The sequence below is a fragment of the Streptacidiphilus sp. MAP12-33 genome, assembly GCF_041261265.1.
In the GTDB taxonomy this organism is placed as follows: domain Bacteria; phylum Actinomycetota; class Actinomycetes; order Streptomycetales; family Streptomycetaceae; genus Streptacidiphilus.
The window spans coordinates 22,061-39,689 of the sequence record NZ_JBGCCA010000019.1; the positions used below are offsets into that span (position 1 = coordinate 22,061).

At 70.5% G+C, this 17,629-nt stretch carries 21 protein-coding genes and 1 pseudogene; 12 read left to right on the forward strand and 10 right to left on the reverse strand.

Annotated features, from left to right (window positions below; translation table 11 throughout):
• Positions 1-29 precede the first annotated feature (29 nt).
• Positions 30-218: a hypothetical protein gene (locus ABH931_RS19700; protein ID WP_370114983.1), complete on the forward strand. Its 189-nt coding sequence runs from the start codon at positions 30-32 to the stop codon at positions 216-218.
• A 126-nt stretch (positions 219-344) separates the two neighbouring features.
• Here ABH931_RS19700 and ABH931_RS19705 read toward each other — a convergent pair whose 3' ends face one another.
• A complete protein-coding gene (locus ABH931_RS19705; RefSeq protein ID WP_370114985.1) occupies positions 345-572 on the reverse strand; it encodes a hypothetical protein in 228 nt (75 codons plus the stop codon).
• A 484-nt stretch (positions 573-1,056) separates the two neighbouring features.
• Here ABH931_RS19705 and ABH931_RS19710 point away from each other — a divergent pair, with 484 nt between their 5' ends.
• The 6 genes and pseudogenes from ABH931_RS19710 (at position 1,057) to ABH931_RS19735 (ending at position 4,536) form a co-directional block, all read left to right on the forward strand.
• Complete coding sequence (locus ABH931_RS19710) at positions 1,057-1,260, forward strand: cold-shock protein (protein WP_037603820.1); 204 nt, start codon at positions 1,057-1,059, stop codon at positions 1,258-1,260.
• Between the two features lie 306 nt (positions 1,261-1,566).
• A pseudogene (locus ABH931_RS19715) lies at positions 1,567-2,203 on the forward strand (DEAD/DEAH box helicase); the annotation flags it as partial.
• Between the two features lie 260 nt (positions 2,204-2,463).
• Complete coding sequence (locus tag ABH931_RS19720; RefSeq protein ID WP_370114987.1) at positions 2,464-2,805, forward strand: CBS domain-containing protein; 342 nt, start codon at positions 2,464-2,466, stop codon at positions 2,803-2,805.
• Between the two features lie 250 nt (positions 2,806-3,055).
• Positions 3,056-3,397, forward strand: a complete 342-nt coding sequence (locus ABH931_RS19725) for a hypothetical protein (protein ID WP_370114989.1) — start codon at positions 3,056-3,058, stop codon at positions 3,395-3,397.
• 345 nt (positions 3,398-3,742) lie between these two features.
• Positions 3,743-3,994: a hypothetical protein gene (locus tag ABH931_RS19730; protein WP_370114991.1), complete on the forward strand. Its 252-nt coding sequence runs from the start codon at positions 3,743-3,745 to the stop codon at positions 3,992-3,994.
• 260 nt (positions 3,995-4,254) lie between these two features.
• Positions 4,255-4,536, forward strand: a complete 282-nt coding sequence (locus tag ABH931_RS19735; protein WP_370114993.1) for a hypothetical protein — start codon at positions 4,255-4,257, stop codon at positions 4,534-4,536.
• A 235-nt stretch (positions 4,537-4,771) separates the two neighbouring features.
• On the opposite strand, the gene ABH931_RS19740 is transcribed toward ABH931_RS19735, so the two are convergent.
• Together ABH931_RS19740 and ABH931_RS19745 are read right to left on the reverse strand one after the other, a co-directional pair.
• Positions 4,772-4,930, reverse strand: coding sequence for a hypothetical protein (locus tag ABH931_RS19740; RefSeq protein WP_370114995.1), 159 nt, complete (start codon positions 4,928-4,930; stop codon positions 4,772-4,774).
• 437 nt (positions 4,931-5,367) lie between these two features.
• The gene (locus tag ABH931_RS19745) at positions 5,368-7,164 is read right to left on the reverse strand and encodes an alkaline phosphatase family protein (RefSeq protein ID WP_370114997.1); all 1,797 of its coding nucleotides are present in this window, start codon (positions 7,162-7,164) and stop codon (positions 5,368-5,370) included.
• 339 nt (positions 7,165-7,503) lie between these two features.
• Between ABH931_RS19745 and ABH931_RS19750 the strand changes: the two genes are divergently transcribed.
• Positions 7,504-8,007 (forward strand): GNAT family N-acetyltransferase, encoded by a 504-nt coding sequence (locus ABH931_RS19750; protein ID WP_370114999.1) that lies wholly within the window; start codon positions 7,504-7,506, stop codon positions 8,005-8,007.
• A 214-nt stretch (positions 8,008-8,221) separates the two neighbouring features.
• Here ABH931_RS19750 and ABH931_RS19755 read toward each other — a convergent pair whose 3' ends face one another.
• On the reverse strand, positions 8,222-9,613 hold the full coding sequence (locus ABH931_RS19755; protein WP_370115001.1) for an FAD-dependent oxidoreductase: 1,392 nt from the start codon (positions 9,611-9,613) through the stop codon (positions 8,222-8,224).
• Positions 9,614-9,693: 80 nt separating this feature from the next.
• Here ABH931_RS19755 and ABH931_RS19760 point away from each other — a divergent pair, with 80 nt between their 5' ends.
• A complete protein-coding gene (locus ABH931_RS19760; RefSeq protein ID WP_370115003.1) occupies positions 9,694-10,062 on the forward strand; it encodes an ArsR/SmtB family transcription factor in 369 nt (122 codons plus the stop codon).
• 52 nt (positions 10,063-10,114) lie between these two features.
• On the opposite strand, the gene ABH931_RS19765 is transcribed toward ABH931_RS19760, so the two are convergent.
• Together ABH931_RS19765 and ABH931_RS19770 are read right to left on the reverse strand one after the other, a co-directional pair.
• A complete protein-coding gene (locus ABH931_RS19765) occupies positions 10,115-10,930 on the reverse strand; it encodes an aquaporin (RefSeq protein ID WP_370115189.1) in 816 nt (271 codons plus the stop codon).
• Between the two features lie 23 nt (positions 10,931-10,953).
• Positions 10,954-11,268 carry a helix-turn-helix transcriptional regulator gene (locus tag ABH931_RS19770; RefSeq protein WP_111499312.1) on the reverse strand — a complete coding sequence of 105 codons (315 nt, stop codon included), beginning with the start codon at positions 11,266-11,268 and terminating at the stop codon, positions 10,954-10,956.
• 117 nt (positions 11,269-11,385) lie between these two features.
• On the opposite strand from ABH931_RS19770, the gene ABH931_RS19775 reads away from it, so the two are divergent.
• The 3 genes from ABH931_RS19775 (at position 11,386) to ABH931_RS19785 (ending at position 13,774) form a co-directional block, all read left to right on the forward strand.
• Positions 11,386-11,808 (forward strand): arsenate reductase ArsC, encoded by a 423-nt coding sequence (locus ABH931_RS19775; RefSeq protein WP_370115006.1) that lies wholly within the window; start codon positions 11,386-11,388, stop codon positions 11,806-11,808.
• 365 nt (positions 11,809-12,173) lie between these two features.
• Positions 12,174-13,304, forward strand: a complete 1,131-nt coding sequence (locus tag ABH931_RS19780) for a glycoside hydrolase family 19 protein (RefSeq protein ID WP_370115008.1) — start codon at positions 12,174-12,176, stop codon at positions 13,302-13,304.
• A 122-nt stretch (positions 13,305-13,426) separates the two neighbouring features.
• Positions 13,427-13,774, forward strand: coding sequence for an MmcQ/YjbR family DNA-binding protein (locus ABH931_RS19785; protein WP_370115010.1), 348 nt, complete (start codon positions 13,427-13,429; stop codon positions 13,772-13,774).
• Between the two features lie 48 nt (positions 13,775-13,822).
• Here the strand turns inward: ABH931_RS19785 and ABH931_RS19790 are convergent, their stop codons facing one another.
• The 4 genes from ABH931_RS19790 to ABH931_RS19805 form a co-directional block, all read right to left on the reverse strand.
• Positions 13,823-14,683, reverse strand: coding sequence for a hypothetical protein (locus ABH931_RS19790; RefSeq protein ID WP_370115012.1), 861 nt, complete (start codon positions 14,681-14,683; stop codon positions 13,823-13,825).
• A 96-nt stretch (positions 14,684-14,779) separates the two neighbouring features.
• Complete coding sequence (locus ABH931_RS19795) at positions 14,780-15,835, reverse strand: polyprenyl synthetase family protein (RefSeq protein ID WP_370115014.1); 1,056 nt, start codon at positions 15,833-15,835, stop codon at positions 14,780-14,782.
• Between the two features lie 196 nt (positions 15,836-16,031).
• Positions 16,032-16,856, reverse strand: coding sequence for a hypothetical protein (locus ABH931_RS19800; protein ID WP_370115016.1), 825 nt, complete (start codon positions 16,854-16,856; stop codon positions 16,032-16,034).
• Positions 16,849-17,361 (reverse strand): SigE family RNA polymerase sigma factor, encoded by a 513-nt coding sequence (locus tag ABH931_RS19805; RefSeq protein WP_370115018.1) that lies wholly within the window; start codon positions 17,359-17,361, stop codon positions 16,849-16,851. The genes ABH931_RS19800 and ABH931_RS19805 overlap by 8 nt, the downstream gene beginning before the upstream one ends.
• Between the last annotated feature and the right edge of the window lie 268 nt (positions 17,362-17,629).

Here is a 17,629-nt window from a genome sequence, read left to right on the forward strand (position 1 = left end):
GAGGAGTAACCCACGAGGAGTAACCCACCATGCCCACCCCGGAAGTCGTCATCACCACCAAGGCGAGCGACACGTACCACTCCCGCGAGGACTGCAAGATGTTCCTGGCTGCCCAGGACGTGGCGTGTCTGGACGACGGCGGCCCCTCCGCCGTCGTCCTGGTCCCGCTCGGTGAGGCCCTGGCCCACCGCCACCCCTGCCCCGCGTGCCTGCGCTGAGAGCGAGCATCGGGACATCCGCGACGGAGCGCACTGACACGCGGACGGACGCGCCCGTCCGGCGCCGCAACGGAGCATGGCCGCGCCCCTGCTGACGACAGACCTCACCCGAGCGGGCGGATCCTGCTACGCCGCCGTCACATCTCCGCTGCGCACCCACACTCCCCGGCAGGCCATCGCCCAACCGGCCTGAAACAGCACCGCCCCGTCGCTCTCGACCCGGATGGCCCGGCCGAGGCCGAAGCGGTCGTGGGTGACGCGGTCACCTGGTGCGAACTGCCTGAGCGGCGCCTGGATCCGGGCCTTGAAGGGGCTGGTGGGCAGGGGGCGGCGTACTGCTACTGATTTCTTCATCGCCCTCAGCATGGGCCGCGAACCCCGAGAGCGAACCCCATGGCGAGGCTTGATTTCGGATCGTCCGAAGATACGAGTGCAGGACGCGAATTCAGGCATCGCCCGCGGCGCCCGGGAGGCGGCGCCGGCTTTCCCAGCCGATGGCCCGCGGCCCTCACCCTCGTCGCAGCCGCCTCCCGGGGACCGGGCGCCACTTCGCCTCAACCCTCCTTGCCCCGAGGCGTGTTCATTCTCCATCAGGCCAAGCCGGCGTCTGCGATCGATCTTCGCGGAAAACTGGCGGTCGAAATTCCCGGCGTAACGGGCCGTAGCCTGTTAAGCTGCCTGTAGTTGCAGTAGTGGTTCCCATGAACTTTGTGTGCGCCTGCTCTTGTATGCAGGCGCATTTTTGTTTCCCGGCTTCCGCCGGGGCGGGTGCTCATCGCGGCGACTCGCAGCGTGCAGTGTGCTCGCTGCCGACAGCCCCTTGAAGGAGATAGTTTTTATGGCTAATGGCACCGTGAAGTGGTTCAACGCGGAAAAGGGCTTCGGCTTCATCGAGCAGGAGGGTGGCGGCCCGGACGTCTTCGCCCACTACTCGAACATCAACGCCAACGGCTTCCGTGAGCTGCTCGAGGGCCAGAAGGTCGAGTTCGACGTCGCGCAGGGCCAGAAGGGCCCGCAGGCGGAGAACATTCGTCCGCTGTAGTTCTTCTGCTGTGGCACCCGCCTGGCAGCGAGGGGCCCGCACCGCGTTTCGTGCCCGGTGCGGGCCTCTTGCCATTGCGCCACAAACAGCACAGCACGTCCCAGCCCGCTGGGCGCCCGGTGGCCATGCCACCACCCACCACTGCGGCGAGCGCCGGCCGCAGGTGACGTACCTCGCACGGATCCACAGATCCACAGCTCACGCCGCACCCGTGACAGTTTCGGCCCGTCCTCCCGTGGCCTTCGTCGGCGTCCTCCGCTCGCGGCGCCTTCCTCATGACGTGCCGCCCTTGAGGAAGGTTCTCCCATGGCTCGTTCTGATCGCCCCGCTCACCAACGCGCCACCACACGCTCCGAGAGCAGCACCCGATCCCGCGCCGAAAGCACCGGCTCCAGCCTCCGCACAGGGGACAAGGACCGCTCGCCGGACCAGAACGCACCTCAGGATCCCTCGGCACAGGGCGAGTTCGCGAGCCCGGCCGAACACCGCCCCCGTCCTTCCGGTCGACTCGTTCGACCAGCTGGACGTGCCGGACGCACTGCTGGGGGCGCTGACCCGCAACGGCGTCATCTCGCCGTTCCCGATCCAGGCCGCGACGCTGCCCGACGCGCTGGCCGGCCGTGACGTGCTGGGCCGTGGCCGCACGGATTCGGGCAAGACCCTCGCCTTCGGTCTCGCCGTGCTGGCCCGCACCACCGGGCGCCGCGCCCGGCCGCGCCGGCCGCTGGCCCTGGTGCTGGTGCCCACCCGGGAGTTGGCGCGACAGGTCACCGAGGCCCTCACCCCTTACGCGGACGCTGTGCGGTTGCGGATGGCGACCGTGGTGGGCGGGATGTCGATCAACCCGCAGGCCCGAGAGCTGACCCGTGGCGCGGAGGTCGTGGTGGCCACCCCGGGCCGCCTGAAGGACCTAACCTTCCGCGAGCCGGAACCGCTGGAGCAGCACCTCCGCCCACCGTGGCCGCGGCCCGCACAGCGCCGACACCCCCCGCAGCGCGGCGGCGCCACGACGCGGCGCCCCCGCCGCATAGCAGGCCCACCGGCTCTCGACCGCGACGGTCAGCACACGCCCCCGAGCAGGAGTCATCGACCCCGCGGCTCCGGCGACCCATCGCCAGGCCCACGAGCAACAGCACGAAGGAGCCCGCCATTTCCCTCACCATCGACCCCGCCCCCGCGACGACCACCACGGTCGGCGACCTCATGACGTATCCCGAACTGCAGATCAGCGACGACGTCACCGTTGACGCCGCGAGCGACATCCTGCGCAGCTCCGGAGCGGACCACCTTCTCGTCCGGGACGACGAGGGCCGCTGCGCCGGGCTGCTGACCCGTCAGCACCTCGCCCCGTTCCGGTCCTGCTCCTGGTACACCGAACGCACCCCGGTCCGCAACGCCGTGCTCGACCGCGCCCCTTTCGCCACCGCCGACATGTCCGCGAACACCGCCGCAACCGTCATGCGCTCCCGCGGCCTGGCCACCTGGCCCGTGGTCGACCACGACGGCCACGTCATCGGCCTCCTCCGCCTCCCGAGCCGACCGTGACCCGGGCCGGCGCAGAGCGGCCAGGAAGTCGGCCACGCCGCCGACACGTCGGGAGCCTCGCTCTCGTCCCTGCGCGAAACGGCTCCGACGCCGCGCCCGCCGACATGAGCTCCCATGTCCCGCGTCCCTTGCGGTCCCTCCGGATCGATCTCCCGCCACGCGCCGCGCAGACAGCCGACGGACGCCGACCCTTTCAGAACACGCCGAGGCGTGAGCCGGTCCGACGGGGCCCGGGTCCGGCGGTGGCGAGGTGACCTCCATCCCCGAGGACGACGCACAGCGCCAGGCCGAGGAGCTCATCGTGGCAGAGGCCGGCGACGTCGCCCGAGGATGGCACTTCCTCACCGTGGACAACCTGGCCCCGCAAGGCAACGCGGACGCGCTGCTGTACGAGAAGGTCCTCGACAGCTTCGACGAAGCCGCCGGCGATCGCGAATGCCGACACCGTGGACGCCGAAACGGCATCACGTTCGGCATCCGCGGCGCAGGCGCCGAACGCCGCATCGCGTGGCTGCACGCGCGCCTGGAGAAGCTCAAGCCACCCCGCCTTCCCGGCGACGGCAGCTGGGACATCCGCGAGGGCGCACGCTGAAGCAGCCTGGGACGAGCGCCAGTCCGGCGCTGCGCGGGGACGAAGTCGGCGTCCTCAACGTGGCTGACCGCCACACTGACGGCCGGCACGATCGGGTTGACTTTCTCGATCGCATGCGGGACGCGGCCGTCCACGGTCCGCGGCGCGACGACCGCGCACCGCCCCAAGCCGGGGCGACCACGCCGCAGAAGGCACCTGCCGACACCACGACAGCGGGCCCCGCTGGACGGACAGCCCGCGCGCCTGACTCCGCGAGCCTGGGTGAAGGCGCAGCAACAGCACAGACATCAGCCCGCAGCACGCAGCACGCAAGTCCGCAGCACGCCAGTACCAAGGAGATCCATCATGGCCACCGGCCCTGAGCACTACCTGTCGGCTGAACGCCTGCTTGCCGGCCCACAGAAATCCGCCGCGGACCGGGACCGCGGCTCCGGCGTGACCCGGCACTGGGCACCGTCGCAGACGGACCTGTTGAAAGCGCAGGTTCACGCCACGCTCGCGCTCACCGCCGCCACTGCACTCGCGACCGACCCCGCCGGCCACCTCGGGCAGGACTGGCCGCCCGTGATCGGCGGGACTGGAGAGTGCACGCCGTGACCACACGGGCTCGCCGCGGCTCCCAAAGGAAGCCGGGCGGCGCCACCCCTCGGGGTGCGCCCTCACCGTGGACAACCTGGCAACGTCCGACCGGCCGACAGGCGGCGCTACGAGCGGGCCCCGAGAGCCACCCTTGGCGCTGCCGATCACGACCGCCCAGCACGACATCCCCTGGCGCGAGCACGAAGACAGGACAGCCCCCACCCCGGTGGAGAGCCACATCAGACACCCCGACAGCGACACCCAAGGGAGGGTCCACCGTGCAGGAACCCTACGGCTCGAGCGACTACGACCTCTTCACCGTTCACGACCGACACACCCGCCAACAGGCCCGCCTGCTCGTGGCCTCGCGCGCAGACAGCGCGGAGGACTGCCGCGCCCTTCTCCACGCTCTCGGCCTGATCGATCCCACCATCGCCGGGATCACCCGCCGATGCCCCCACTGCGGCACCGCGCACGAGCGCTGGGGCAGCAACGCACGCCACCGCTTCTGCTCCGAGGCCTGTGCTGCCGCGCCACGCGGTCGTCAGGGCAACACATGAGACCAGCCGGAGGATCCGGGTGAGCATCGCGAGTGAGTTCTTGCGGTGGGGGCCGCAACGGGCGGTGAGGTGAGCGGAGGCCAGACCGGTTTCGCCGCCCAGGTCGTACGATGTCCAGTCGCTCGGCGGGCGACCGCATCCGCCGGACCGACCGGCCTCCGGCGGTCCACATGATCTGCGACAACGGTCCACACAGAAGGCCCCGCCGCCGCTCCTCACGCAGCCCAGAACCGGATCACTGGGAGGCGTCCCTCTCGCCGCGCACCAGCCACAGGCCGATTCCGCTGGCCAGCACGACCACGCCCGACACCACCCGGCTGATGATCGCGGTGGCTCCGCTGAGATCAGAGAAGTTCGTGAAGTAGACGCCCGCGCCGAGAGCCCTCGCCGCCACGGGCCTCGTCGCCGCCACCCTCTCGGGCCTCTCCCCCGACGCGGACAACGGCACCATCACCCTGCGCTGGGGCCCCGAAGAGAGCATCCAGTCCTGGGAGTGACGACGACTCCGCGGGACTGCGCCCGCCGACACCCTCATCCGTGGAGCTCGGACAGCATGCCGGTACTCGTGGATGACGCCGACGAGCCAGCCTCTCCGGCTTGTGCCCAGGCGGACGATCTGCGCTGGTTCGAGGGGCCAGGACCCCAACCGCAGGGCGCGCCCGTGCACCGGCCCCGGGCGGCAGCACGGGGGGGGACCAGCAGAGAGGTGCGCACTCCAGGCCTCCCCCGCGTGCTCGATCGAGCGCCGGACGCGAGGAGGCCGGGGCGAATCGGCCCCGGCCTCCCGCTTGGGTGCTGCCGGTCAATCAGCCGGCAAGTGGAGGCTCCTGGTCACTGGTCCCGGCGGCGTGCACCGAGCCCGGGAAGGACCCGCGTGCCCTCGACCTTGACGGCCGTCAGCTGACGCGGGCTGAGCCCCAGAACGGACAGGATCGTGGGAGCGACCTGGGTGGTCTCGACCGAGGCGGACTCGACCTGGGCCGGGATGCCCGGGCCGTCGACGATCATCAGGACGTGCCGGTCGCCGGTGTTCATGCCACCGTGCTCGGCCAGCTTGGTCGGCTTCGCGTAGACGACGCCCTCCTGGACCTCGCCGAAGACGTCCGGGTAGTGGCCGTTGTTCACCGAGACGCCGAAGAAGTGCGCGGCGGCCGCGCCGGCCCAGATCTGCGCCAGGCCCGAGTGCGCAACGGTGACCGGCTTCTTGTTGACGTCGTAACCCTGCGCGGTGTGGTCCCACAGGTAGCTCTTGACGAAGTTGTCCGCGGCCTGCGAGTTGTCCGACAGGTAGGACTGCCACAGGTCGTCGTCGGTGCCGGCGACGATGAGGGTCTTGTTGCTCGGGTGCGTCTTCGCCCACGCGGCGTTGATCGCGCTGACGATCGGACCGTCCTGGACGGTGACGAGCTTGTTGGGGTCCTGCGGGGACTGACCGTGCTTGGCCGTCACGATGATCGTCGTCGAGCCCGCGAGGCCGTCCTTGTGAATGGCGCGGACCATGCGTCCGAGCTGGGCGTTGACATAGTCCAGCGCGCTGGACAGCACCGGCCCGGGGACGAGCTTGCCGTGCACCCACTGGTAGCCGCCCGCCTCCGGGGCGCTGGTGGTGTAGTTGCCGTGGGCGTCCGGACCGATCAGCGTCGTCGGGGTCGAGCGGATCTTCTGCGCGACCGAGACGGTCTGGAAGTTCATGCCGAAGATCGCCGGGGTGCCGACCTTGGTCTTGCCCGAGTGGTCGCGGCCGCCGATCTCGTTGAGGACGGCCTGGACCTTGTAACCGTCGTACTGCTTCGTGGCGGCGTCGATGTGGGCCCAGTCGTCGTCCTGCGGGTACGGGACGCCGTTCGGCATGACGGCCTGCGAGTCGATCTCCGGCGAGAAGAGGTCGTCGATGCTCTGCCCGTTCGAGCCGGGACCGTTGAAGGACGCGTAGACCTCGTGCTTGTCGGACCACGCGGTGCGCAGGCCGGCGTTGTGGATGACCTGAAAGATCGTGTTGTCGCCGAGGTAGTCCCACGGGGTGATCGGCTTGCAGGTCTTGGGGTCGACCGGGAACGTCTTCGGGTTGAGCGACGTCTTCGGGTCGAACTTCAGGTTCATGATCGCGGCCGGGTTGGTGTCGACACCCTTGGGGTAGACCGAGCCGTTCTCGTCGAACGACGGGAAGGTGCCGTTCGCCGGGTTGACGAAGTCGTTGACGCTGGCCAGCGCGTCGTCCGGCGAGTCGTAGATGACGTCGCCACCGGTAGCCGGGTGGCCAGGCGTACAGGCGGCGCCCGGCTCGTCGACCTTGTGGCTGTACTCGACGTCGTAGTAGACGCCGGTGGACTTGGGGTTCCCGCCGGTCATGATCGCGGTGCCGCCCGGGTCGGAGTCCGACGGGTTGGACGTCTCCGCATTGGTGTACTCGCTGCCGCCGTGCGTCAGTCTGGCCAGCGTTGAGCCCGGGTGGTTGGCGATGTACCAGTCGAGGTCACTCTGGTGCATGCCGTCGATCGAGATGAGCAGGACGTGCTTGCTGGTGGACGGGTGCGTCTCGGCGCTGGCGTTCAGGGCCGGAAGCCCGCACAGTGCGGCCGCGGTCGCCGTGGCCAGTCCGACCAACGCCGGACGGGTGTACCTGGGCATCATGCTCTCCTACAGGTCGAGCCAATGAAGTCGCACATTGCGGTGCGCGCGTATGCTTCACCGCCCAGACGGGCACACGAGAAAGACTGGGTGTCCATCAAGCAACCACCAGGCCACGTCCGGATGCTGAGGGTCCGCGCGAGCCCTCGCCGGGCCCCACGGACACACCTCGCCCCGGCCTCCCGGCACGAGCGGCGACGTCGACCAGGAAGGTGCGAACTACTCCGTGTTCGCAGCCCTCTCGTCTCCAGGGCCCGCTTCCGGAGACGACGGTCCGTGTGTCGGTGCGGAGGAAAATCCAGGGGAACCCGCGCTCGCGCGGTGCTACGGTCGGCCGCCATGAGCTGGCTTCCTGATGACTTCGTCCACCCCGTCCTGGTTCCGCTGACGGGTGGCAGCCACCATCTGCGGCCGATCCGGGAGGCGGACACCCCCCTCGACTATCCGGCCGTGATGGGCTCGCGCGAGCGGCTGTGGACCGTCTTCGGCCCGGCCTGGGGCTGGCCCGCGGCCACCATGACCTACGAGGCAGACCAGGCGGACCTGTTGCGGCACGAGAAGGAGATCGCCGCTCACCAGTCCTTCAACTACGCGCTGTTCGACGCGGCGGAGACGGCCCTGCTCGGTTGCGTCTACATCGACCCACCGGAGAAGACCGGCGCGGACGGAGAGATCTCCTGGTGGGTGGTGGACGAGCTGGTCGGCGGCGAGATCGAGCAGGCCCTGGACGCGCTGGTGCCGCAGTGGATCGACACCGACTGGCCGTTCGAGCAGCCGCGATTCCTCGGCCGCGAGATCTCCTGGCAGGACTGGCTCGCTCTGCCGCCACACGCCGGCGCGTAACACCCGGTCGAAGCCGGGAGGCTCGACGGGCAGTCAGGGGGGTCACGTCACGCACCCACATCACCGTCGTCCCACGGGCTTGCCGTCCCGCGTCAGCGCAAGCCTGGGTCTCCCCGGTGTTCTACGGCGGCGTCCTGGTGGTGGCCGTCACCGTCGCCACCGTGCGGCGCCACCGCGGGACCTGAGCGGAAAGGCTGGGCTGATCGCGTGGTGGTCACGAGCCGCAGCAGCTGCCGGAGGGCTCCACCTCGACGGGGGCGCCGACGCCGATCCGCACCGGTTGCGGGGCGGGGGTGCAGCATCCGCCCCCGCTCTCCTGCGTGGCGTCGGGGCTGTCGAACAGTCCGGCGCCGCCGCAGACGCCGGTTTCCGGCAGCGTGAGCTCGACCCGGTCGGCGGCGTCGAGGTCGCCGGCGAGGGCGGCGGCGACGGAGCGGACCTGCTCGTAGCCGGTGAGGGCGAGGAACGTGGGGGCGCGGCCGTAGGACTTCATGCCGACCAGGTAGACGCCGGGCTCGGGGTGGGCGAGCTCGCGGTGGCCGTGCGGGTAGACGGTGCCACAGGAGTGCTGGTTGGGGTCGATCAGCGGGGCCAGCTGGACGGGGGCCTGGAGGCGGTCGTCCAAGCGCAGCCGTAGTTCGTCGAGGTGGGACAGGTCGGGGCGGAAGCCGGTGAGGACGACGACCTCGTCGACGGGGTCGAGGCGGCGGCCGTCCTCGGCGACGAGGATCACGCGGCCGTCCGTGTCGCGTTCGACGGCTTCGGTGCGGAATCCGGTGACGGCGTCGGCATGGCCGTTGTCGACGGCGGCCTTGGCCGTGAGCCCGAGCGCGCCGCGGGCGGGCAGTTGGTCGGCGGTGCCTCCGCCGAAGGTGGAGCCGCTGATGCCGCGCCGCAGCACCCAGACGGCGTGCGTGGCCGCGCCGTCGGCGGACTTGGCGAGGTCCGCGAGGTAGGCGAGGGCGGTGAAGGCGGAGGCGCCGGTCCCGACGACGGCGGTGCGCTTGCCCGCGTAGCGGGCGCGGACTTGGGGGTCGGTCAGATCGGGGACGCGGTAGCTGATCCGGTCGGCGGCGGCCCGCTCCCCGAGTGCGGGGAGGCCGTTGCCGCCGGCCGGGCTGGGCCTGGTCCAGGTACCGGAGGCGTCGAGGACTGCGCGGGCGGGAATCCGCTCCTCACGGCCGTCTGCGTGGCGGGTCTGGACGGTGAAGGGCTGGGATTCGCGGTCGGTGTCGACGATGCGGTCGCGTCCGACACGCGAGACCCCGGTGACCCGGGCGCCGTAGTGGACACGCTCGCCAAGGACGTCGGCCAGAGGCTGGAGGTAGAGCTCGGCCCAGTCGCCGCCGGACGGGTAGGTGGCCGGGTCGGGCTTGGCCCAGCCGCTCGGGGCGAGGAGCCTCTCGGCGGCAGGATCGGTCAGCTCGCTCCAGGTGGAGAACAGCCGCACGTGCGCCCACTCTCGCACAGACGCGCCTGCCTGCGGTCCGGCCTCCAGGACCAGGGGTTCGAGCCCGCGCTCGAGCAGGTGAGCGGCGGCGGCGAGACCGGCCGGTCCTGCACCGATGACGACGACGGGCAGGTCGGGGGTGGTGCTGTCGGGCATCGGGCCTCCCGGGTCTTGGTTCGACGTTTGTCGATGCAGCAAGCATTGCCCCTTGTCTAGATGGATGTCAATATTGACGCATGTCGAATCTGAGCGTGTCGGAGTTGCCGGTCCTCCAGCCCGAGCAGACGGCGGTGCCGTGCTGCCCGCCGTTGACCGAGCGCCCGCTGTCGGCCGAGGAGGCCGAGCGCACGGCCGTCATGTTCAAGGCACTGGGCGACCCGGTGCGCCTGCGGCTGTTCTCACTGATCGCCTCGCACGAGGGCGGCGAGGCGTGCGTGTGCGACATCTCCGACGTGGGCGTGTCCCAGCCAACCGTGTCGCACCACCTGAAGAAGCTGAAGGACGCCGGGCTGCTCACCTCGGAGCGCCGGGCGACCTGGGTCTACTACAAGGTGGCACCGGACGTCGTCGCCGCCATGTCCGCGCTGCTGGACCTGCGCCGCTGACCGCATGCCGCCGTCGGGCGTTCAGTCGCCGAGGGCGAGCCGGCCAGGCAGTTCACTCCTGCTCCGCTCCGCCGTTGCTGTTGCCGTTGCTGTTGCCGTTGCTGTTGCCGTTGCTGTTGCCGTTGCTGTTGCTGCGGGAGCCGAAGACCAGTGCCACCAGGGCCAGGCCCACGACGCCGCCGACGAGTTCCATGCCGACGAAACCGGGCAGGCTGGACGGCTCGATGCCGGCGAAGGTGTCGGTGAACGCGCGGCCGATCGCCACGGCGGGGTTCGCGAAAGAGGTGGAGGAGGTGAACCAGTAGGCGGCGCCGATGTAGGAGGCGACCGCGACGGGCGCGTAGCGCAGCCGGTCCTTCTTCGCCAGGCCGAAGATCAGGAAGACCAGTCCGGCGGTGGCGACGACCTCGCCGATCAGCAGGTGCCCGGCCGAGCGGTCGTGCGTGGACCACTGCACCAGTTGCTTGCCGAACATCGCGTCCGCGAGCACCGCGCCCGCGACGGCCCCCGCGATCTGCGCGGGCAGGTACGCGGCGACGTCCCGGGCGGCGAGGCCACCCTCGGTGCGGCGGCCGGTCCACCAATCAGCCAGCGTGACCACCGGATTGAAGTGCCCACCGGAGACCGGGCCGAGCAACAGGATCAGGACGCCCAGCCCGAAGACCGTGGCCAGGGAGTTGGCCAGCAACTCCAGGCCGACGTCCGGAGTGAGTTCGGTGGCCTGGATGCCGGAGCCGACGACGACGGCGACCAGGGCGGCGGTGCCGACGAACTCGGCGGCGACCCGCTGGAACAGCGGCGGTCGGTGGGCGACCGCGGGGCCGGGCGGCAGCGCCGGGTCCACGTGCGTGGCGGGCTGGTCCACTATGGCCTCGGGGGCGTCGGCGCTGGTCACGGGCAGGCCCTCTTGGAGTTGGCCGCGTCGTTCACGCGGGCGAGGGAGGCGAGACGGGTGAACTGCTCGGCGAGCTGGTCCAGCACCTCCGGCCGCAGCCGGTAGTAGGTGAACCGGCCGCACGGCTCGGTCTCCACCACCCCGGCATCGCGCAGCACCTTCAGGTGGTTCGACAGGTTGGTCTGCTTCGCGCCGGTCTCCTCCACCAGATGCGTCGTGCACAGCGTCTCCCGCGCGAGCAGGCTCACGATCTGCATACGCAGCGGATCGGCCAGCACCCGGACCAGATCAGTATCGACTGACGTCAGCATGGACTGATAGTCTCACATCAGCTGGCGCTGATACCAGCCCGGGCGGCCCATCGGCCTGCCCCCACCCCATCCCCACCTGGCCCCCGCCGCCTGCCTCTGACACCCGAAAGACCGATGATGACCGCCAGCCCCGTCGCGTCCGTCCTGTTCGTCTGCGTCCACAACGCCGGCCGCTCCCAGATGGCCGCCGGGTTCCTGCGCCACCTCGCCGGGGACCGCGTCGAGGTCCGCTCCGCGGGCTCCGTCCCCGGCGACCAGGTCAACCCGGCCGCTGTCGCCGCCATGGCCGAGGTGGGCATCGACATCTCCGACCAGAAGCCCAAGGTGCTGACCACCGAGGCCGTCCAGGCGTCCGACTACTGCATCACCATGGGCTGCGGCGACGCCTGCCCGCTCTTCCCGGGCAAGCAGTACCTCGACTGGCAGTTGGAGGACCCGGCCGGCCAGGGCGTCGACGCGGTCCGCCCGATCCGCGACGAGATCAGGAAGCTCATCGAGGGCCTGATCGCCGAGATCGACGCGAGGCAGCAGGCGCAGTGACAGCTCCGCAGGGCCCGGTCGGGGGACGCCGGGCCCCACGAAGCGGGTTGCGGGCCTCCTGACGGTGGTGATCGGCGGGTACGAACTTGCCTTTGAGGTCGTTGAGGTGGCCGTGGATGCGCCAGGCCGTCCCTATCGCACGATCGCTCGACACCGAACTCCCTTGCGGGCCAACGCCCGTCAACTTCCATCCCGGACACCGTTGTTCCGACCAGCGCAGGACAATCCGCCGGCGGGAGAGACGGGTCCCTACCTGCGCGGGTCTTGGTCGCGCCACGACAAACTTTGACGGGACCCTTGACTGGTCTGGACCAATCACGCTTTGCTGCTCCAGTCTCCACTCACCCCCACATCTGGAGTGGCACATGCGCATACCCCCAAAGCACCGGCACCGCAGGCGAATCGCCGCGCTGCTGGCCGTCCTGGCCGGTCTCCTCGGCTCGTTCGCCGTCCTCGGTGCCGCAAGCCCGGCGATGGCGGCGGACTGCGCCGCGGCCTGGAGTTCCAGCGCGGTGTACACCGGCGGCATGACCGCCTCCTACAACGGAGACAACTGGCAGGCCAAGTGGTGGACGCAGGGCGAGGCGCCCTCCACCGGGGGCTCGGGCGTCTGGGCCGACCAGGGCGCCTGCGGCAGCTCCGGCGGCGGTACCGGGGGCGGGACCGGCGGCGGCTCGGGCAGCTGCAACTACCCCGCCTGGGTGGCCGGGCAGTCCTACGTGACCGGCGCCGTCGTGCAGTACACCGCCAACGGGCAGTACTACGTCGCCACCCACGACAACCCCGGCTACGACCCCACCATCAGCACCTGGTACTGGTCCCCCTACAGCTGCACCGGCGGCTCGACGGGTGGCGGAACGGGCGGCGGCGGCACCGGTGGCTCCGGCGGATTCGTCGTCAGCGAGGCCCAGTTCGACCAGATGTTCCCGAACCGGAACTCCTTCTACACCTACAGCGGCCTGGTGGCCGCACTGAGCGCGTACCCCGGCTTCGCCACCACCGGCAGCACCACGGTCCAGGAGCATGAGGCCGCGGCGTTCCTGGCGAACGTGGACCACGAGACGGGCGGACTCGTCTACATCAACGAGGTCGACCAGTCCGGCAACTACTGCGCGAGTGAGTCCTACGGCTGCCCCGCCGGCACCAACGCCTACTACGGGCGCGGCCCGCTGCAACTCAGCTGGAACTTCAACTACAAGGCCGCGGGCGACGCGCTCGGCGTCGACCTGCTCGACAACCCCGGCCTCGTCGCCTCCGACGCGACGATCTCCTGGAAGACCGCCCTCTGGTACTGGAACACCCAGACCGGTCCGGGCACGATGACCGGTCACAACGCCATGGTCAACGGCGCGGGCTTCGGTCAGACGATCTGGAGCATCAACGGCAGCATCGAGTGCAACGGCGGCAACACCGCCGAGATGCAGGACCGCGTCAACGACTACACGTCCTTCACGTCGATCCTCGGCGTCCCCGCGGGTTCCAACCTCACCTGCTGACGGCGACTCACCCAGGCAGCCGGTCGGCCGTGACCGCCCACGCGGTCCGGCCGATCGGCTGCCACGGCCCGGTCGAGTGGCTGACGCCGCCGTCACCGCCCCACCCGTCTAGGGTGTCAACCGTGGTCGATGCCGATGATGTCCGCCGTATCGCGCTGTCCTTCCCGCAGACCGTGGAGAAGGAGGCGTGGAGCATGCCCACGTTCCGGGTCGCCGGGAAGATGTTCGTCACGGTTCCCGACGACCAGACGTCGTTCGCCGTGCGCTGCCCGAAGCACGAACGGGCGGAGCTGATCGCCGCGGAGCCGCAGAAGTTCTGGGTGCCGCCGCACGAGGCGTCCTCCGCCTGGGTGCGGGTGCGGCTCGGCGCGCTGGAAGGCCGCGCCGAGCTGTACGACATTCTGGTGGACTCCTGGAGGCAGGCCGCACCCGAACGGCTCGTGGAGGACTTCAGCCCGGAGGACCGGTGACTGGAGGTCAAGTCAACGGGGGCTCAGGCGCAGACGCGTTCGCGTCGGCTACCAGAGCAGCATCCCCGGCACCAGGGCGAAACCCAGCCCGACCAACACGACGACGCCGACAAGGCAGAAGAACCCGAACAGCAGCGGTCCGGCCACCAAGGCGAGGCGTGTGTCGATCTCGGAGCCGTCGGTCAGCGCCGTCACCGTGCGCACGGGCTTGGGCTCGGTTGTCGACGTGCCGTTGCGGACTCGGGTGTACTCATGGGCGGCGCGGTCCAGGCCGGTGACGGTGTACACCTCGTGGAGCATGGGCCTGCTGGCTCCCTGACGCCACTCGAGACCGACGAACCGCGCCTCCAGCTTCACCCCGGGTCCCAGCCCACGGCGCACGTCCCCCAACAACCGGAAAACGCAGAACGCGAGCACCAGGCCCGGCACCCACAGGACGAAACCCACCGGGGCGAGGACCGCACGGCCGGCGTGCCCGAGCAGCAGGAGGGCGACGGACTCGACCACGCAGAGTGCCGCGAGTCCACCCAGCGCAAGCCTGACCCAGAGGGGCATCCCACCCGTGCTGTCGGCCGCGGGCTCCTCGCGCGGCTCAGTGGTGACCGTCGGCCGGACACCCGAACCGTCGGGCGCGTATGCGATGAGCTGCTGTTCGATCGCAGCCGCCAGGACGGAGGCTTCCTGGCGGCGGCAGACCAGCTCGAAGACGAGTGCCCGGTCGTCGACCGCTATCCGCACCGTACTGTGGCCTCTCGGCCCCTGCGGCTCCGCGGTCACCCCGACGATCGCACCGTAGGGAATACGGCTCACCGCCGACTCGCTCTCCCACAGCAAAGCCCCCGGCTTCAGTCGGGCCGTCACCGCGCCGCCGGTCACGACCAGCGACGGCGGTAGGTGCAACTCCGGCATGTCCTGCTCCCCCTGCTGATCCACTGTTGATGATCAGCATGCACGACGGGCCCGGGCCCCGGACAGCGCCCGACAGGCGCGGGATCAGGCGCGGGATCAGGCGCGGTGTCCCTGTTTTCCCATCTCGATCATGAGCTGCAACGGCCTGCGCACCGAGGGGTGGAACGGGGCTCGGGCGAGCACGTCCTCGGACCGCGCGAGGCGTTCGTCGATCATCCGGCGCACCGTCGTGGGCGCGCCGGAGGCCTCGATGAGGGCGCGGGCCTCCTCCAGTTCGGCTTTGGTCAGGTCGGGGTCGCCCATGAGGGCTCGCAGGCGCTGGGCCGGGGCGCGGTCGAGCTTCTGCCTGGCGAGGGTGAGGACGACCGTGTGCTTGCCCGTACGGATGTCCTCGCCGATCTTGTCGCTGCCGACCGCCACATCGTCGAGGTCGTTCAGCATCTGGAAGGCCTCCCCCACCGGGCGGGCGTAGGCGCTGCAGGCGTCCTGGAGCGCCCTTCCGCCTCCGGCCAGTGCCGCGCCGATCTGCAGCGGCCGTTCGATCGAGTAACTCGTGGTCTTGTGGTGAACGACGCTCAGCGCGTGCTCCACGTCGGCGGCGCTGTCCTGGAATCCGCGCACGTCCTGGTACTCGCCCGCGATGAGCTCGGTGCACATCTCGTCGAACAGCGAACGTGCGGCCTGCGTCCGGCCGTTGGGCGGCAGGGAGTTGAATCCTTCCGAGGCCCACGCCGCGCACAGGTTGCCCAGCAGGAGGGCGGCGCTGCCGCCGAGCCAGTCCGCTCGCGGACCGGGGTGGCGCAACGCGAACGCGCGGTGGACGGTGGGCTGCTGGTGGCGCACGTCGGAGCGGTCGATGATGTCGTCGTGGATCATGGCGTAGGTGTGCAGGAGTTCGAGGGACGCTGCCGCGCGCAGGACCTCCGGGGTCTCGGGCAGTCCGTCCACCGCGCGCCAGCCCAGGCAACAGAACAGCGGCCGCGCCCGCCGCCCTCCGGATGCGAGGAATCCGGTCAGGACGTCGAAGAAGTCGTCGAGCAGTCCCGCACAGGCACTGGCGCGCTTCGCGGCGATCAACTCGCCCAGGGTGCCGTCGACCGCCTCACGTATACGCACCAGGTCCGGCACCGTGACATCAGCGACGTTCGACAAGACAGTTCCTCCCTGGACGGAAACCACGACGTCACCCCGTGCCGTCCCGGGCAGACACCCCGACGGCCCGGGCAACGGTGTGAGCACGCGGCCGGACACGGGACCGGCCGATCAGTGTAGCCACCGGCGTTACCCAACCGACCCGCTGCCTCGCGGCACCGCGGGCGCACTCCACCACCACCGACCCGGCCTTTCGTCAGCGTGCGGGGTCGTTCTTCTGGTTGTAGATCTCGTGGCCGGACGCGTCGTAGGCGTGGACGTAGGGGGTCGGGAGCTCGATGTTCGGGCCGAGCTGGTCGGCGTTGGTGGACAGGGCGGTGGTGTAGGCGAACGCGCCGCCGGCCATCTGGGCCGGGTACTGCTTCGGGTCGGAGCCGTAGCTGATGGTGATCTTGGCGACGTTCGCGGCGTAGTGCCCGGCCCCCAGCAACAGGTACCGGCCCCCGCCGGCGGGCTCGCCGGTGGAGTCGAAGTACTCGATCAGGTGGCCGCTGCCCCAGAGCCGGTCGTTGATGAACGTCGGCGGGACGGACTGGCTGGTGCCCTTGCGGCCCTTGGTCTCGCACTGCACGTACTGCTTCGCGGAGTTGACGGCCACGACCACGCCGTCCTGGTCCGCCGAGGCGATCGGAGCACGCAGCGCGAGCACCGCGTGGTAACGCGACGCGTCCGGGCCCAGGCACGAGGCCAGGATCTCGGCCACCGCCCCGGCAGAGATCGGCGTCCCCTGCGCACCGACGACCGTGAACGCGACCGGCGGTCGGGGTTGGGGGGAAGCCGGCAGGGAGGAGACGTCCGGGGTGGCCGATCCCTGGTCCGGTCGTGCCGAGTGCAGCACGGACGGGAGGGCCAGGCAGAGGGCTGCCGCGCCACAGACCACGGTCGTGCCCACGGCGCGCCGCCGGCGGCGGCGCCGGTCGGCCTGTCGGCGGATCTCCGGAGCGGACAGGGTCGGTGCAGGAGTCCGAGTGCCGAGCACCCGTAGCCGGTCGCCCAGGGTGTCGTGGATCGGGTCAGACACGGAGTCGTCCTTCCTCGCTGGTCGGGTGCTGGTCTCCGAGCTGGGCCGCGAGGGCCGCCCGACCGCGGGCGAGGCGGCTCTTGACGGCACTGAGTCCGGCGCCGGTCTCGGCGGCGACCTGCTCGACGGACAAGTCGCATATGTGGTGCAGGACGACGGCACTGCGCTGTGCTTCGGGCAGGTCGCGCAGCGCGGCGACCAGCATGAGGTGTTCTTCGGTGGGCGGCTCGACAGTGGGTGGCTCGTGGCGCTGGTGGCGTCCGGCCAGGTGCAGGCCGCGGGCCAGGCGTCGCCACCGGGAGACGGCGAGCCGCCGGGCGGTGGTGCGTATCCACGCCTCCGGTGCGTCGTCAGGGTCGAGGGTCCGCCGTCGGTCCCATGCGCGGATGAAGGCCTCCTGGACCACGTCCTGTGCTTCGGACCAGTCGCCGGTCATCGCGTAGAGCTGCCCGGTCAGGCGGGAGAAGGACGCCGCGTAGAACGCGTCGAACTCCTGTGGTGTCATCAAGGGCCCTCTTCTGGTGCTGTCGGTCGGCGCACGTCACAGGCGGTCTGCCAGGGAACACTCGTTTGCCTGAGGCCCTGAAACCCGTTTCCCCCAAGCGTGTCCCCCGCGTGTCGCGCGGCCCTGCCGTGGTCTGTACGCACGAGCACCGTGCCAGGGTCGCACCCGCGACCTATGACCTAGATCACGTATGCCGGGTGCGACCTGGCAGGTGCCAGGGGGCGTATCCGGGCGCAGGCATCAACCGAAGCTTGCGGACAAGGAGTTC

Excerpts from the sequence above, each read along its gene's own strand:
- ABH931_RS19760 (WP_370115003.1), top strand. The coding sequence starts at position 9,694 with ATGTCGAATCTGAGCGTGTCGGAGTTGCCGGTCCTCCAGCCCGAGCAG.
- ABH931_RS19705 (WP_370114985.1), bottom strand. The coding sequence starts at position 572 with ATGAAGAAATCAGTAGCAGTACGCCGCCCCCTGCCCACCAGCCCCTTC.
- ABH931_RS19780 (WP_370115008.1), top strand. The coding sequence starts at position 12,174 with ATGCGCATACCCCCAAAGCACCGGCACCGCAGGCGAATCGCCGCGCTG.
- ABH931_RS19755 (WP_370115001.1), bottom strand. The coding sequence starts at position 9,613 with ATGCCCGACAGCACCACCCCCGACCTGCCCGTCGTCGTCATCGGTGCA.
- ABH931_RS19805 (WP_370115018.1), bottom strand. The coding sequence starts at position 17,361 with ATGACACCACAGGAGTTCGACGCGTTCTACGCGGCGTCCTTCTCCCGC.
- ABH931_RS19730 (WP_370114991.1), top strand. The coding sequence starts at position 3,743 with ATGGCCACCGGCCCTGAGCACTACCTGTCGGCTGAACGCCTGCTTGCC.
- ABH931_RS19720 (WP_370114987.1), top strand. The coding sequence starts at position 2,464 with ATGACGTATCCCGAACTGCAGATCAGCGACGACGTCACCGTTGACGCC.
- ABH931_RS19750 (WP_370114999.1), top strand. The coding sequence starts at position 7,504 with ATGAGCTGGCTTCCTGATGACTTCGTCCACCCCGTCCTGGTTCCGCTG.
- ABH931_RS19745 (WP_370114997.1), bottom strand. The coding sequence starts at position 7,164 with ATGCCCAGGTACACCCGTCCGGCGTTGGTCGGACTGGCCACGGCGACC.
- ABH931_RS19710 (WP_037603820.1), top strand. The coding sequence starts at position 1,057 with ATGGCTAATGGCACCGTGAAGTGGTTCAACGCGGAAAAGGGCTTCGGC.
- ABH931_RS19770 (WP_111499312.1), bottom strand. The coding sequence starts at position 11,268 with ATGCTGACGTCAGTCGATACTGATCTGGTCCGGGTGCTGGCCGATCCG.
- ABH931_RS19775 (WP_370115006.1), top strand. The coding sequence starts at position 11,386 with ATGACCGCCAGCCCCGTCGCGTCCGTCCTGTTCGTCTGCGTCCACAAC.
- ABH931_RS19790 (WP_370115012.1), bottom strand. The coding sequence starts at position 14,683 with ATGCCGGAGTTGCACCTACCGCCGTCGCTGGTCGTGACCGGCGGCGCG.
- ABH931_RS19700 (WP_370114983.1), top strand. The coding sequence starts at position 30 with ATGCCCACCCCGGAAGTCGTCATCACCACCAAGGCGAGCGACACGTAC.